Below are 15,904 nucleotides of genomic sequence, written 5' to 3'. Positions count from 1 at the left end.
CTTTCTAACATCACCAGGAAAAGTATAACGGATTGAAAATACATTGTTTATAAAAACAGCAGGCGAGCGGTAATGGCTGGATTGCGACACGGAGTTACTTTATAATCCGCTACCATGGCCCCTTAGCTCAGTGGTTAGAGCAGGCGACTCATAATCGCTTGGTCGCTGGTTCAAGTCCAGCAGGGGCCACCAGACATAGCAAAGGCTGACGAGAAATCGTCAGCCTTTTTCTTTTTATATATCAGTTACTTTTCGTGCCAGTAAGCCGCTGCGCGTACCCGCTGTGGGTCATACTGTTCCGCTTCAAAGCGGCTGCTTAAATTCTTAACGACTTTGCCTTCGCCGGTTATCCAGATGAAGTAATCATCGGCAGGGATTTGCAGCTGCGCCAGGCGTGCGTCTACCGCCTGCTCATCATGCGCCAACCATTCGATATTAAAACCATCAAGGTGCGCGAGATAATCCTGACAGGCGTTATCCTGTACGCTGACCAGCGCGGTAACTTGCGGTTTAACGGCAAGTTTACTCAACGTTTCCAGGCGGCGGCGCAGTGCCGGCATTCCGGACTCATCGCAAACATACACCTGATACGCGTAATCTTCCGGCACCACCAGCGAACCGCGCGGCCCTGCCACTGTGAGTTTATCGCCCGGTTGCGCCTGCATCGCCCAGCTGCTGGCGACTCCGCCGTCGTGAATAAAGAAATCGATCGCCAGTTCATGACGTTGTTCGTCATACAGTGGCGTATAGTCACGCGACGGTGGGCGTGGTCCTTCCGGCCAGACGATCCCCTCTTCCGTTACCGTTGGCGGCACAAAGTGAACGTCAGATTGAGGAAAGAAGAGTTTGCTGTGATCGTCAAAGCCGCGCGATGTAAAACCGTCCAGCGCCTCGCCGCCGAGGACAATGCGCTGAAAACCGGCACTGATACGCTCAACGCGTAACACAGTCAGTTCACGGAAGCGCAGATCATTGCGAACGCGCTGTGGGTAGCTGGGGGAATTATTCATTGTTATCGCCTTCGTGATGATAATCAGATATATCTAAATAATTTTCGTAAATGATAATGATTGTTAATCATGATAAATGCAAGCGATTTGTAGAACTGATATGTCTATAGTCTGATAAGACGAACCGCCTCTTCTCAGGCATCATTACTCAACGCCGGATGCGGCGTGAACGCCTTATCCGGCCTACGTGTGAGATGAGTCCACGTTTAAAAATCATTTTTACACTTGCAAAAGCGCTCATATCAGATATAAATTAGATATATCTAATTAAGCAAAAGGAGGCTGATATGAGCCATCATCACGAAGGGTGTTGTAAACATGAAGGCCAGCCACGTCATGAAGGCTGCTGCAAAGGTGAGAAATCAGAACACGAACACTGTGGACACGGTCACCAGCATGAACACGGTCAATGCTGTGGTGGTCGCCACGGTCGCGGCGGCGGTCGTCGGCAACGTTTCTTTGGTCACGGCGAATTGCGTCTGGTGATTCTGGATATTCTCTCGCGCGATGACAGCCACGGTTACGAATTGATTAAAGCGATTGAGAATCTAACCCAGGGGAATTACACCCCAAGCCCGGGCGTCATCTACCCGACGCTGGATTTTCTTCAGGAGCAGTCGCTGATTACCATCCGCGAAGAGGAAGGTGGTAAGAAGCAGATTGCGCTGACCGAACAGGGCGCGCAGTGGCTGGAAGAAAACCGCGAACAGGTGGAGATGATTGAAGAACGCATCAAAGCGCGTTGCGTTGGTGCTGCACTCCGTCAGAACCCGCAAATGAAGCGGGCACTGGATAATTTTAAAGCGGTGCTGGATTTACGCGTCAACCAAAGTGATATCAGCGACGCGCAGATAAAAAAGATCATTGCGGTGATCGACCGCGCCGCTTTTGATATTACCCAACTGGATTAATCACCGATTGCCGGATGCGGCGTACCCTACACACCCCGTAGGCCTGATAAGATGCGCCAGCATCGCATCAGGCATTGTGTACAAACGGCTATATCCGGCATACAGATTAATGCAGCACCGTCACCGCGTCTTCCAGTCGGCTGGCGCGGTGTTTCACCATCGCCGACACCTGCGCACTCTCTTCCACTAACTCGGCGTTTTTCTGGGTGATCAGGTTAAGCTCATCCACTGCACGGGTCAGGCTGGAAAGCCCATCGGACTGTTCCAGCGTTGAATGGCTAATCTGAGCTATCAACTGGGTGACGTTTTTTACCTGCGCCACAATATCTTCCATCGTCCGTCCGGCGGCGTGTACCTGCTGCGAACCGGATTGCACCTTATCAGCACTGGCATCAATCAGCTTGCGAATATCGTTGGCGGCATTAGCACTGCGGCTAGCTAAATGACGCACTTCCCCTGCCACCACTGCAAAACCTTTGCCTTGTTCTCCGGCACGCGCCGCTTCCACCGCCGCATTCAGGGCGAGAATATTGGTCTGAAACGCAATATCGTTAATCAGCGAAGTAATGGTGCCAATGCGCTGGGTACTGTCAGCAATATCGTCCATCGTTTTGATCACCGTGGACATCGCCTCCCCGCCCTGCACGGCCGCATTACTGGCGGTGATCGAAAGTTTATCGGCAGCCGACGCCGTGGCAGAGTTCTGTTTCACCGACGCCGCCATCTGGTTCATGGTCGCCACCGTTTGCTGAACATTATCAACCGTCTGTTGGGTATGTTCGTTCAGTTCATCAGTGCCTTTCGCCAGCGTCTCGCTGCCGTTTCTGACACTGGACACCTGGCTCGAGACATCGTTAATTAGCCAACGGCACATCAGGCCAAGCTGCCCTACCGCGCGTAATGTCAGCCCCAGCTCATCGCTGCGATTCAGATGCTCAACACTATTACGTTCTCCGGTCGCCACCTTCAGTGCCTGACGGGCGACATTTTCTATCGGGCGCACAATCTGCCATTCAAAACAGGCGCTTACTAACAATACCACTAACGCACAGAGGAAATATGACACCACCGGGGCAGCAACAAACCAAAGCATAGCCGCCAACAAGATAAACATCAGGGTCATCACTCCACGCGCCCGCCAGCGAAGCGGCAATGAAGGCAGTTTTCCCAGCCAGCCTTTACGCACCACCAGGCCTTTATGAATACGCTTACTGGTACGTCCGGCGTTCAACGCTTTGTACAGTGGCTCCACCGCCGCAATCTCTTCATCCGTCGCCCGGGTACGAATCGACATATAGCCACTGATTTTTCCCTCGCGCACTATCGGTACCGCATTGGCCCGCACCCAATAATGGTCGCCATTTTTGCGGCGATTTTTCACGATGCCGCTCCAGGGCTCCCCTTTTTTCAGGGTGAACCACATATCCGCAAACGCCGCTTTTGGCATATCGGGATGACGCACCATATTGTGCGGCTGCCCCTGTAACTCCTGCAAGGTATAGCCGCTCACCTGCACAAAAGTGTCATTAGCATGAGTGATATAGCTTTGCAGATCGGTAGTGGACATCAGAGTGGTATCGTCCGCCAGCGGGGTATTTTGCTGGGTGACATACGGATGAGAAGACATGTTCGCGTCCTGTGCAGGTTATATGGTTGTTAACTTCTTGTCAGAGTTTATGTCGGCCCCGCTGCGGTTATCTTTAACCGATTAATTTGATTTAGATCGCAATTTGCGATTAAAGCAGAAATCTAATTCCTTGATTTAAAATACTTTCACTCTGTTACTATACGAAAACGTTAATTATCTTGCCCAAAAATCAGGCATTTATTGCCCTAAAAGCGTGCATTTGCGCAGCGATCACCACATTCATACCCAATATAGACCGTGCAAAATAACAGCAAATGTTAACAAACAGCATTAAATATTGCGCAAATGATAACCACATTTGTGTTTATCCCGATTTTCGCGATTGCAGCCGGAGTGGCGCAATCCCTGCAATACTTAAATCGGTATCATGTGATACGCGAGCCTCCGGAGCATATTTTGAACAGGTTACCTTCGAGCGCATCGGCTTTAGCGTGCAGCGCCCACGCCCTGAATCTCATTGAGAAGCGAACGCTGGATCATGAGGAGATGAAAGCACTTAACCGAGAGGTGATTGAATACTTCAAAGAGCATGTCAATCCGGGGTTTTTAGAGTATCGCAAATCTGTTACCGCCGGCGGGGATTACGGAGCCGTAGAGTGGCAAGCGGGAGGTTTAAATACGCTTGTCGACACCCAGGGACAGGAGTTTATCGACTGCCTGGGAGGTTTTGGAATTTTCAACGTGGGGCACCGTAATCCAGTTGTGGTTTCCGCCGTACAGAATCAACTTGCGAAACAACCGTTGCACAGCCAGGAGCTGCTTGATCCATTACGGGCAATGCTGGCGAAAACCCTTGCTGCGCTAACGCCCGGTAAGCTGAAATACAGCTTCTTCTGTAATAGCGGCACCGAGTCCGTTGAAGCAGCGCTGAAGCTGGCGAAGGCTTATCAGTCGCCGCGCGGCAAGTTTACTTTTATTGCCACCAGCGGCGCGTTCCACGGTAAATCGCTTGGCGCGCTGTCGGCCACGGCGAAATCGACCTTCCGCAAACCGTTTATGCCGTTACTGCCGGGCTTCCGTCATGTACCGTTTGGCAATATCGAAGCCATGCGCACGGCTCTTAACGAGTGCAAAAAAACCGGTGACGATGTTGCCGCAGTGATCCTTGAGCCGATTCAGGGTGAAGGTGGCGTAATTCTGCCGCCGCCGGGCTATCTCACCGCCGTGCGCAAGCTGTGCGATGAGTTCGGCGCACTGATGATCCTCGATGAAGTACAAACGGGCATGGGGCGCACGGGCAAAATGTTCGCCTGCGAGCATGAGAACGTACAGCCGGACATCCTGTGTCTGGCAAAAGCCCTCGGCGGTGGCGTGATGCCGATTGGCGCAACCATCGCCACTGAAGAGATGTTCTCAGTTCTGTTCGACAACCCGTTCCTGCATACCACCACCTTTGGCGGCAACCCGCTGGCCTGTGCGGCGGCGCTGGCGACCATCAATGTGTTGCTGGAGCAGAACTTACCGGCTCAGGCTGAGCAAAAAGGCGATATGTTGCTGGACGGTTTCCGTCAACTGGCGCGGGAATATCCCGATCTGGTACAGGAAGCGCGTGGTAAAGGGATGTTGATGGCGATTGAGTTTGTTGATAACGAAATCGGCTATAACTTTGCCAGCGAGATGTTCCGCCAGCGCGTCCTGGTGGCCGGAACGCTCAATAACGCCAAAACGATCCGCATTGAACCGCCACTGACACTGACCATTGAACAGTGCGAACTGGTGATCAAAGCGGCGCGTAAGGCGCTGGCGGCCATGCGAGTAAGTGTCGAAGAAGCGTAATATCAAATCGGATGGCGATACGACGTCGCCATCCGATTGTTTTATACGATACGTACGCCCGCAGGCATCATCCGCTCCGGCGTTAACAGCACGCTTTCACTGCCATCATCGGTTTCCGCACACAACAGCATGCATTCCGATGTTTCACCACGCATTTTTGCTTTTTGCAGATTGCATAAGACCACCACCGTTTTCCCCATCAGCTCTTCTTCGCTGTAGTACGGCACCAGGCTGGTCACTGTTTGCAGCGTTTTTTCACCAACATCAACCTGTACGATGTACAGCTTGTCAGCGTTTTCATGGCGTTTAACTTCCACAATCTTTCCAACGCGCATTTCCAGACGCGCGAAATCGGTATAAGCCACGGTTTCCATTGCTTCCTCCCCTTGAGTAAAGTTTTACTAAACTATAGCAAAAGTTTTTCTCAATCCTGTAGGCTAAAAATGGAGAATGCAGGCGTGATCACATTCGTGAGCCGCTGTGTTACCGTTACAGCGTCAAAGAAACGCGCTTTATTTACTGAAAACAGGTGACCCAAAAAGCACTTCCTCTACAATGGGGGCGCACATCAGGGAAAGTAAAAAAGGTAAACATGGCAACACTAAAAGACATCGCAATCGAAGCTGGCGTATCCCTGGCGACAGTATCCAGGGTCTTAAATGACGATCCGACATTGAATGTGAAAGAAGAGACGAAACATCGCATTCTCGAGATCGCCGAAAAGCTGGAGTACAAGACCAGTAGTGCCCGTAAACTCCAGACAGGTGCAGTCAACCAACACCATATTCTGGCTATCTACAGCTACCAGCAGGAGCTGGAGATCAACGATCCTTACTATCTGGCGATCCGCCACGGCATTGAAACCCAGTGCGAAAAGCTGGGCATCGAGCTCACCAACTGTTATGAACACAGCGGCTTACCAGACATTAAAAACGTCACCGGTATTTTAATTGTCGGCAAACCCACGCCCGCCCTGCGCGCCGCTGCCAGCGCGTTGACCGACAATATCTGTTTTATCGACTTTCACGAACCCGGCAGCGGTTACGATGCGGTGGATATCGATCTGGCACGTATCAGTAAAGAAATCATCGGCTTCTATATCAACCAGGGCGTTAATCGTATTGGTTTTATTGGCGGCGAAGATGAGCCTGGTAAGGCAGATATTCGTGAGGTCGCCTTTGTGGAATATGGTCGACTGAAACAAGTGGTACGCGAAGAGGATATCTGGCGCGGCGGTTTTTCCAGTTCGTCGGGCTACGAACTGGCGAAACAGATGCTGGCTCGGGAAGACTACCCGAAGGCGCTTTTTGTTGCTTCCGATTCTATTGCTATTGGCGTACTGCGGGCAATTCATGAACGTGGTCTGAACATCCCGCAGGATATTTCACTTATCAGCGTTAACGACATCCCCACCGCGCGATTTACCTTTCCGCCGCTCTCCACCGTGCGCATCCATTCCGAGATGATGGGAAGCCAGGGCGTTAACCTGGTGTATGAAAAAGCCCGGGATGGTCGCGCGCTGCCGCTGTTAGTCTTCGTTCCCAGCAAATTAAAACTGCGCGGCACGACCCGTTAAATCCCCTTACACACTGTCCGGCAATCGTTTTTGCCGGACAGTGCTGCCGTTTATTTTCGTGATCCAGTTAAAGTAAATGCATTTACTCGCTATATTTTAGTAAAAATTTTACTAAACTCCCCAGCAATTACACAAACTACCATCACCATGAATGGTTCCGATTTCTCTCTACCGGGAGGCCCTATGAATCGCTGGGAAAACATTCAGCTCACCCACGAAAACCGACTTGCGCCGCGTGCGTACTTTTTTTCATATGATTCTGTTGCGCAAGCGCGTACCTTTGCCCGCGAAACCAGCAGCCTGTTTCTGCCCTTAAGTGGTCAGTGGAATTTCCACTTTTTTGACCATCCGCTGCAAGTGCCAGAAGCCTTCACCTCTGAGTTAATGGCTGACTGGGGGCATATTACCGTCCCCGCCATGTGGCAAATGGAAGGCCACGGCAAACTGCAATATACCGACGAAGGTTTTCCGTTCCCTATCGATGTGCCGTTTGTCCCCAGCGATAACCCAACCGGTGCCTATCAACGTATTTTCACCCTCAGCGACGGCTGGCAGGGCAAACAGACGCTGATTAAATTTGACGGCGTCGAAACCTATTTTGAAGTCTACGTTAACGGTCAATATGTTGGTTTCAGCAAAGGCAGCCGCCTGACCGCAGAGTTTGACATCAGCGCAATGGTAAAAACCGGCGACAACCTGTTGTGTGTGCGCGTGATGCAGTGGGCGGACTCCACCTACGTGGAGGACCAGGATATGTGGTGGTCGGCAGGGATTTTCCGCGATGTTTATCTGGTCGGAAAACAACTCACGCATATTAACGATTTCACCGTGCGCACTGACTTTGACGAAGCCTATTGCGATGCCACGCTTTCCTGTGAAGTAGTGCTGGAAAATCTCGCCGCCTCCCCTGTCCTAACGACGCTGGAATATACCCTGTTTGATGGCGAACGCGTGGTACACAGCAGCGCCATCGATCATTTGGCAATTGAAAAACTGACCAGCGCCAGCTTTGCTTTTACTGTCGAACAGCCGCAGCAATGGTCAGCAGAATCCCCTTATCTTTACCATCTGGTCATGACGCTGAAAGACGCCGACGGCAACGTTCTGGAAGTGGTGCCACAACGCGTTGGCTTCCGTGATATCAAAGTGCGCGACGGTCTGTTCTGGATCAATAACCGTTATGTGATGCTGCACGGCGTCAACCGTCACGACAACGATCATCGCAAAGGCCGCGCCGTTGGGATGGATCGCGTCGAGAAAGATCTCCAGTTGATGAAACAGCACAACATCAACTCTGTGCGTACCGCTCACTACCCCAACGATCCGCGTTTTTACGAACTGTGTGATATCTACGGCCTGTTTGTGATGGCGGAAACCGATGTCGAATCGCACGGCTTTGCTAACGTCGGCGATATCAGCCGTATTACCGACGATCCGCAGTGGGAAAAAGTCTACGTCGAGCGCATCGTTCGCCATATTCATGCACAGAAAAACCATCCGTCGATCATCATCTGGTCGCTGGGCAACGAATCCGGCTATGGCTGTAACATCCGCGCGATGTACCACGCAGCGAAAGCGCTGGATAACACGCGACTGGTGCACTACGAAGAAGATCGCGATGCTGAAGTGGTCGATATTATTTCCACCATGTACACCCGCGTGCCGCTGATGAATGAGTTTGGTGAATATCCGCATCCGAAGCCGCGCATCATCTGTGAATACGCCCATGCGATGGGGAACGGTCCGGGCGGGCTGACGGAGTACCAAAACGTATTCTATAAGCACGATTGCATTCAGGGACATTATGTTTGGGAATGGTGCGACCACGGGATCCAGGCGCAGGATGACAACGGCAATGTCTGGTATAAATTCGGCGGTGACTACGGCGACTATCCCAACAACTATAACTTCTGTCTTGATGGTTTGATCTATTCCGATCAGACGCCGGGGCCGGGACTGAAAGAGTACAAACAGGTTATCGCGCCGGTAAAAATCCACGCGCTGGATCTGACTCGCGGCGAGCTGAAAGTCGAAAATAAACTGTGGTTTACCACGCTTGATGACTACACCCTGCACGCAGAGGTGCGCGCCGAAGGTGAAACGCTCGCGACGCAGCAGATTAAACTGCGCGACGTTGCGCCGAACAGCGAAGCCCCCTTGCAGATCACGCTGCCACAGCTGGACGCCCGCGAAGCGTTCCTCAACATTACGGTGACCAAAGATTCCCGCACCCGCTACAGCGAAGCCGGGCATTCTATCGCCACTTATCAGTTCCCGCTGAAGGAAAACACCGCGCAGCCAGTGCCTTTCGCACCAAATAATGCGCGTCCGCTGACGCTGGAAGACGATCGCTTGGGCTGCACCATTCGCGGCTACAACTTCGCGATCACCTTCTCAAAAATGAGTGGCAAACCGACATCCTGGCAGGTGAATGGTGAGTCGCTGCTGACCCGCGAGCCAAAGATCAACTTCTTCAAGCCAATGATCGACAACCACAAGCAGGAGTACGAAGGACTGTGGCAACCGAACCATTTGCAGATTATGCAGGAACATCTGCGCGACTTTGCCGTTGAGCAAAGTGATGATGAAGTGTTGATCATCAGCCGCACGGTTATTGCCCCACCGGTGTTTGACTTCGGGATGCGCTGTACCTACATCTGGCGCATCGCTGCCGATGGTCAGGTTAATGTGGCGCTTTCCGGCGAACGTTACGGCGACTATCCGCACATCATTCCGTGCATCGGTTTCACCATGGGGATTAACGGCGAATACGACCAGGTAGCATATTACGGACGTGGACCGGGCGAAAACTACGCCGACAGCCAGCAGGCTAACATCATTGATATCTGGCGCAGTACCGTCGATGCCATGTTCGAGAACTATCCCTTCCCGCAGAACAACGGCAACCGTCAGCATGTCCGCTGGACGGCACTCACTAATCGCCACGGCAACGGTCTGCTGGTGGTTCCGCAGCGCCCCATTAACTTCAGCGCCTGGCACTACACCCAGGAAAACATCCACGCTGCCCAGCACTGTAACGAACTGCAGCGCAGTGATGACATCACCCTGAATCTTGACCACCAACTGCTTGGCCTCGGCTCTAACTCCTGGGGCAGCGAAGTGCTGGACACCTGGCGCGTCAGGTTCCGTGACTTCAGCTACGGCTTTACGTTGCTGCCAGTTTCTGGCGGGGAAGCTACCGCGCAAAGCCTGGCGTCGTATGAGTTCGGCGCAGGGTTCTTTTCCACGAATTTGCACAGCGAGAATAAGCAATGAGGATCATCGATAACTTAGAACAGTTCCGCCAGATTTACGCCTCTGGCAAAAAGTGGCAACGCTGCGTTGAAGCGATTGAAAATATCGACAACATTCAGCCTGGCGTCGCCCACTCCATCGGTGACTCATTGACTTACCGCGTGGAGACAGACTCCGCGACCGATGCGCTATTTACCGGGCATCGACGCTATTTTGAAGTACATTACTACCTGCAAGGACAACAAAAAATTGAATATGCGCCGAAAGAGACATTACAGGTAGTGGAATATTATCGTGATGAAACTGACCGTGAATATCTAAAAGGCTGCGGAGAAGCCGTTGAGGTCCACGAAGGGCAAATCGTTATTTGTGATATCCATGAAGCGTATCGATTTATCTGTAATAACGCGGTCAAAAAAGTCGTTCTCAAAGTCACCATCGAAGATGGTTATTTCCATAACAAATAACAATTACGGCGGCATAAGGAGTTTGCCGCCACCGCTACCCTACTCATTTTCGGAGATGTGTTATGTCTGATACCAAACGTAATACAATCGGCAAATTCGGCTTGCTCTCGCTGACTTTTGCCGCCGTTTACAGCTTTAACAACGTTATCAATAATAATATTGAGCTTGGACTGGCCTCGGCACCAATGTTTTTCCTCGCGACGATTTTTTATTTTATTCCCTTCTGTCTGATCATCGCAGAATTTGTTTCGTTAAATAAAAACTCGGAAGCCGGTGTCTACGCGTGGGTAAAAAGTTCGCTGGGCGGACGTTGGGCATTTATTACTGCCTATACCTACTGGTTCGTAAACTTGTTCTTTTTCACCTCATTATTGCCGCGCGTTATTGCTTACGCCTCGTATGCTTTCCTCGGCTACGAATATATTATGACACCGGTTGCCACCACCATTATCAGTATGGTGCTGTTCGCCTTCTCCACCTGGGTTTCCACCAACGGGGCGAAAATGCTGGGGCCAATCACCTCCGTCACTTCAACGCTGATGCTGCTGTTAACGCTCTCCTACATTTTACTGGCAGGCACGGCGCTGGTTGGCGGCGTACAGCCTGCCGATCCGATCACCGTTGACGCGATGATCCCTAACTTTAACTGGGCGTTCCTCGGCGTTACTACCTGGATCTTTATGGCCGCAGGTGGCGCGGAATCTGTCGCGGTGTACGTTAACGACGTCAAAGGCGGTTCAAAATCGTTTGTTAAAGTGATCATTCTCGCCGGGATTTTTATCGGTGTACTGTATTCCGTCTCCTCGATGCTGATTAACGTCTTCGTCAGCAGCAAAGAGTTGAAGTTTACCGGCGGATCGGTGCAGGTATTCCATGGCATGGCGGCGTATTTTGGTCTGCCGGAAGCGTTGATGAATCGCTTTGTCGGTCTGGTGTCCTTTACCGCAATGTTCGGTTCCCTGCTGATGTGGACCGCAACGCCGGTAAAAATTTTCTTCTCCGAAATCCCGGAAGGCATCTTTGGTAAGAAAACCGTCGAACTGAACGAAAACGGCGTTCCGGCGCGCGCGGCATGGATCCAGTTCCTGATTGTCATCCCGCTGATGATTATCCCGATGCTCGGTTCCAATACCGTGCAGGATCTGATGAATACCATTATTAATATGACCGCCGCAGCATCCATGCTTCCGCCATTATTCATCATGCTGGCTTACCTGAATTTACGCGCCAAATTAGATCACCTGCCACGCGATTTCCGTATGGGCTCCCGCCGCACAGGTATTATCGTTGTTTCAATGCTGATTGCGATATTTGCCGTAGGGTTTGTCGCTTCGACATTCCCGACTGGCGCGAATATTCTGACCATCATTTTTTATAACGTCGGCGGTATTGTTATCTTCCTCGGCTTTGCGTGGTGGAAATACAGTAAATATATAAAGGGATTAACGGCTGAAGAGCGCCATATTGAAGCGACGCCAGCCAGCAATGTTGATTAAGCAGAATAATAAAAAATGAGCAGGCATTTTTCCTCTTCCTGGATGGGGAGAGGGAAAATAGTTTCTGCCTTTATATTTTTATAATTACAACGATAAAAGGCTGTACTTTTTCTTTAGCTCATGGATTAACACAATGAAATTAATCACTGCACCATGCAGAGCATTACTTGCTCTGCCGTTTTGCTACGCCTTTTCTGCGGCCGCTGAAGAAGCACGTCCGGCAGAACATGACGACACAAAAACACCCGCAATGACCTCGACATCTTCTCCTTCATTTCGTTTTTACGGCGAATTAGGGGTTGGTGGATATATGGATTTAGAGGGTGAGAATAAACATAAATACAGCGACGGCACCTATATTGAAGGTGGCCTGGAGATGAAGTACGGCTCCTGGTTCGGCCTGATTTACGGCGAAGGCTGGACCGTGCAGGCCGACCACGACGGTAATGCCTGGGTGCCTGACCATAGCTGGGGCGGTTTCGAAGGTGGGATTAACCGTTTCTATGGCGGTTATCGTACCAATGATGGCACCGAAATCATGCTCAGTCTGCGTCAGGATTCCTCGCTGGATGACCTGCAATGGTGGGGCGATTTCACGCCCGATCTGGGCTACGTCATTCCCAATACCCGCGACATTATGACTGCGCTGAAGGTACAGAACTTAACCGGCAACTTTCGTTATAGCGTCACCGCCACACCAGCCGGACATCATGACGAAAGCAAAGCCTGGCTACATTTTGGCAAATACGATCGCTACGACGACAAATACACTTATCCGGCAATGATGAACGGTTACATCCAGTATGACCTTGCCGAAGGCATCACCTGGATGAACGGTCTGGAAATTACCGACGGTACCGGACAACTCTATCTCACTGGCCTGCTTACCCCTAACTTTGCCGCTCGCGCCTGGCACCATACCGGACGCGCCGACGGACTGGACGTACCGGGAAGTGAAAGTGGGATGATGGTGAGCGCCATGTATGAAGCGTTCAAGGGGATTTATCTCTCTACCGCTTACACGTACGCCAAACATCGCCCTGACCACGCTGACGATGAAACCACCTCTTTCATGCAGTTTGGTATCTGGTACGAATACGGCGGCGGACGTTTCGCAACGGCTTTTGATAGCCGCTTCTACATGAAAAATGCCTCTAACGATCCCAGCGACCAACTCTTCCTGATGCAATATTTCTACTGGTAAAAGGACAATAATCTCATGAAAATCAAAACTATTTTAACGCCAGTAGCCTGCGCTCTACTGATGAGTTTTTCCGCCCATGCCGCTAATGCCGACAATTACAAAAACGTGATTAACCGTATCGGCGCACCGCAGTACATGAAGGATTACGATTACGACGATCACCAGCGTTTTAATCCGTTTTTCGATCTCGGATCCTGGCATGGTCATCTGTTGCCAGACGGCCCGAACACCATGGGCGGTTTTCCAGGCGTTGCGCTGCTGACAGAAGAATACATCAACTTTATGGCCAGCAATTTCGACCGCCTGACCGTCTGGCAGGACGGCAAGAAAGTCAATTTCACGCTGGAGGCATACAGTATTCCCGGCGCGCTGGTACAAAAAATGACAGCAAAAGATGTGCAGGTCGAAATGACTCTGCGCTTCGCCACGCCGCGTACCTCATTACTGGAAACTAAAATCACCAGCAATAAACCGCTGGATCTGGTGTGGGACGGCGAGCTGCTGGAAAAACTGGAAGCGAAGGAAGGGAAACCGATTTCCGATAAAACCATTGCTGGCGAGTACCCTGATTATCAGCGCAAAATCAGCGCCACCCGTGATGGCCTGAAAGTCACCTTTGGCAAAGTGCGCGCCACCTGGGATCTGCTGACCTCCGGCGAATCAGAATATCAGGTGCATAAATCCCTGCCAGTGCAGACTGAAATCAACGGTAATCACTTTACCAGTAAGGCGCATATCAACGGGTCGACGACGCTCTATACCACCTACTCCCACCTGCTGACCGCTCAGGAAGTTAGCAAAGAGCAAATGCAGATCCGCGATATTCTGGCGCGTCCGGCGTTTTATCTCACCGCCTCGCAGCAACGCTGGGAAGAGTACCTGAAGAAAGGGTTAACCAATCCGGATGCGACGCCGGAACAGACGCGCGTCGCGGTGAAAGCCATCGAAACACTCAACGGTAACTGGCGTTCACCGGGCGGGGCGGTGAAATTTAATACCGTCACACCTTCGGTGACCGGACGCTGGTTCTCCGGCAATCAGACCTGGCCGTGGGATACCTGGAAACAGGCGTTTGCGATGGCGCATTTCAATCCGGAGATCGCCAAAGAGAATATCCGCGCGGTCTTCTCCTGGCAGATCCAACCTGGCGACACCGTGCGTCCACAGGATGTGGGCTTTGTCCCCGACCTGATTGCGTGGAACCTTAGCCCCGAGCGTGGCGGCGATGGCGGCAACTGGAACGAACGTAATACCAAACCCAGCCTTGCCGCCTGGTCAGTAATGGAAGTGTACAACGTCACCCAGGATAAAGCCTGGTTGGCAGAGATGTACCCGAAACTGGTGGCCTATCACGACTGGTGGTTACGTAACCGCGATCATAACGGCAACGGCGTGCCGGAATATGGCGCGACCCGCGATAAAGCCCATAACACCAAGAGCGGCGAGATGCTGTTTACGGTGAAAAAAGGCGATAAAGAAGAGACGCTGTCTGGGCTGAACAACTACGCCCGCGTGGTGGAGAAAGGCCAGTACGACAGTCTGGAAATTCCGGCACAAGTTGCTGCGTCGTGGGAATCGGGCCGTGATGACGCCGCCGTCTTTGGGTTTATCGACAAGGAACAGCTGGATAAATATGTCGCTAACGGCGGCAAACGTAGCGACTGGACGGTGAAATTCGCCGAGAACCGCAGCCAGGACGGAACGTTGCTGGGCTACTCGCTATTGCAGGAGTCGGTGGATCAGGCCAGCTATATGTACAGCGATAACCATTATTTGGCAGAGATGGCAACTATCCTCGGTAAGCCGGAAGAGGCCAAACGCTATCGCCAGTTGGCGCAGCAGCTCGCGGACTACATCAATACCTGTATGTTCGACCCGACCACGCAGTTCTACTATGAGTGCGCATTGAAGATAAACCGCTGGCGAACGGCTGTGCGGGCAAACCGATTGTTGAGCGCGGTAAAGGGCCTGAAGGCTGGTCGCCGCTGTTTAACGGTGCGGCAACGCAGGCCAATGCCGACGCGGTGGTGAAGGTGATGCTGGACACCAAAGAGTTCAACACCTTTGTACCGCTGGGAACGGCGGCGTTAACCAACCCGGCTTTTGGCGCGGATATCTACTGGCGCGGGCGCGTATGGGTAGATCAGTTCTGGTTTGGTCTGAAAGGAATGGAGCGTTACGGTTATCGCGATGATGCCCTGAAACTGGCGGATACGTTCTTCCAGCATGCCAAAGGATTAACCGCCGACGGTCCGATTCAGGAGAATTACAACCCGCTGACTGGCGCGCAGCAAGGGGCTCCAAATTTCTCCTGGAGTGCCGCACATTTGTATATGTTGTATAACGATTTTTTCCGTAAGCAGTAATTTGCAACGGCTGGCGGATGCGGCGTAAACACCTTATCCGCCCTACATGTACGTTCCCCCAGGCCGGATAGGACGCGGCAAGCGTCGCATCCGGCATTACCACCAGCGTATTCTTTTTGATTCCCATCACAAACCCCGCACTCCCCTTTTCCCTTTTCTCCGGCGACGGCTAAATTAGAACTCATCCGACCACAT

General features: G+C 51.8%; 10 protein-coding genes, 1 tRNA gene and 1 pseudogene. 9 read left to right on the top strand and 3 right to left on the bottom strand.

From position 1 onward, the window contains the following. Positions 1-116 precede the first annotated feature (116 nt). A tRNA-Ile gene (locus ATB02_RS06950) sits at positions 117-192 on the top strand. Between the two features lie 53 nt (positions 193-245). Here ATB02_RS06950 and nfeF read toward each other — a convergent pair. Beyond that, entirely contained in the window at positions 246-1,010 is a 765-nt protein-coding gene (gene nfeF / locus ATB02_RS06945; protein ID WP_001065923.1) for an NADPH-dependent ferric chelate reductase NfeF, read from the bottom strand. A 287-nt stretch (positions 1,011-1,297) separates the two neighbouring features. Here nfeF and nfeR point away from each other — a divergent pair, with 287 nt between their 5' ends. Beyond that, entirely contained in the window at positions 1,298-1,921 is a 624-nt protein-coding gene (gene nfeR / locus ATB02_RS06940; protein ID WP_000018003.1) for a DNA-binding transcriptional regulator NfeR, read from the top strand. A 106-nt stretch (positions 1,922-2,027) separates the two neighbouring features. On the opposite strand, the gene aer is transcribed toward nfeR, so the two are convergent. Next, the gene (aer, locus tag ATB02_RS06935) at positions 2,028-3,548 is read right to left on the bottom strand and encodes an aerotaxis sensor receptor Aer (RefSeq protein ID WP_105271295.1); all 1,521 of its coding nucleotides are present in this window, start codon (positions 3,546-3,548) and stop codon (positions 2,028-2,030) included. A 417-nt stretch (positions 3,549-3,965) separates the two neighbouring features. Here aer and ygjG point away from each other — a divergent pair, with 417 nt between their 5' ends. Continuing rightward, the gene (ygjG, locus tag ATB02_RS06925) at positions 3,966-5,345 is read left to right on the top strand and encodes a putrescine aminotransferase (RefSeq protein WP_105271345.1); all 1,380 of its coding nucleotides are present in this window, start codon (positions 3,966-3,968) and stop codon (positions 5,343-5,345) included. 41 nt (positions 5,346-5,386) lie between these two features. On the opposite strand, the gene ATB02_RS06920 is transcribed toward ygjG, so the two are convergent. Beyond that, positions 5,387-5,719 carry a tRNA-binding protein gene (locus ATB02_RS06920; RefSeq protein ID WP_000450598.1) on the bottom strand — a complete coding sequence of 111 codons (333 nt, stop codon included), beginning with the start codon at positions 5,717-5,719 and terminating at the stop codon, positions 5,387-5,389. Positions 5,720-5,937: 218 nt separating this feature from the next. On the opposite strand from ATB02_RS06920, the gene ebgR reads away from it, so the two are divergent. The 6 genes and pseudogenes from ebgR (at position 5,938) to ygjK (ending at position 15,709) form a co-directional block, all read left to right on the top strand. Beyond that, a complete protein-coding gene (ebgR, locus tag ATB02_RS06910) occupies positions 5,938-6,921 on the top strand; it encodes a transcriptional regulator EbgR (protein WP_105271293.1) in 984 nt (327 codons plus the stop codon). Between the two features lie 183 nt (positions 6,922-7,104). Next, positions 7,105-10,197: a beta-galactosidase subunit alpha gene (gene ebgA, locus ATB02_RS06905; RefSeq protein ID WP_105271292.1), complete on the top strand. Its 3,093-nt coding sequence runs from the start codon at positions 7,105-7,107 to the stop codon at positions 10,195-10,197. Beyond that, complete coding sequence (locus tag ATB02_RS06900; RefSeq protein ID WP_001219950.1) at positions 10,194-10,643, top strand: beta-galactosidase subunit beta; 450 nt, start codon at positions 10,194-10,196, stop codon at positions 10,641-10,643. The genes ebgA and ATB02_RS06900 overlap by 4 nt, the downstream gene beginning before the upstream one ends. A gap of 62 nt (positions 10,644-10,705) precedes the next feature. Beyond that, complete coding sequence (locus tag ATB02_RS06895) at positions 10,706-12,139, top strand: amino acid permease (protein WP_001285439.1); 1,434 nt, start codon at positions 10,706-10,708, stop codon at positions 12,137-12,139. A gap of 133 nt (positions 12,140-12,272) precedes the next feature. After that, positions 12,273-13,343, top strand: coding sequence for a protein YgjJ (gene ygjJ, locus ATB02_RS06890; RefSeq protein ID WP_039021363.1), 1,071 nt, complete (start codon positions 12,273-12,275; stop codon positions 13,341-13,343). 15 nt (positions 13,344-13,358) lie between these two features. Then, positions 13,359-15,709 (top strand): annotated as a pseudogene (gene ygjK / locus ATB02_RS06885) (alpha-glucosidase). The last annotated feature ends 195 nt before the right edge of the window (positions 15,710-15,904 follow it).

The sequence above is a fragment of the Escherichia sp. MOD1-EC5189 genome (assembly GCF_002966045.1).
Lineage (GTDB): Bacteria > Pseudomonadota > Gammaproteobacteria > Enterobacterales > Enterobacteriaceae > Escherichia > Escherichia coli_F.
The sequence above is the reverse complement of the archived record's forward strand: the minus strand, read 5'-3'. Positions and strand labels throughout refer to the sequence as shown.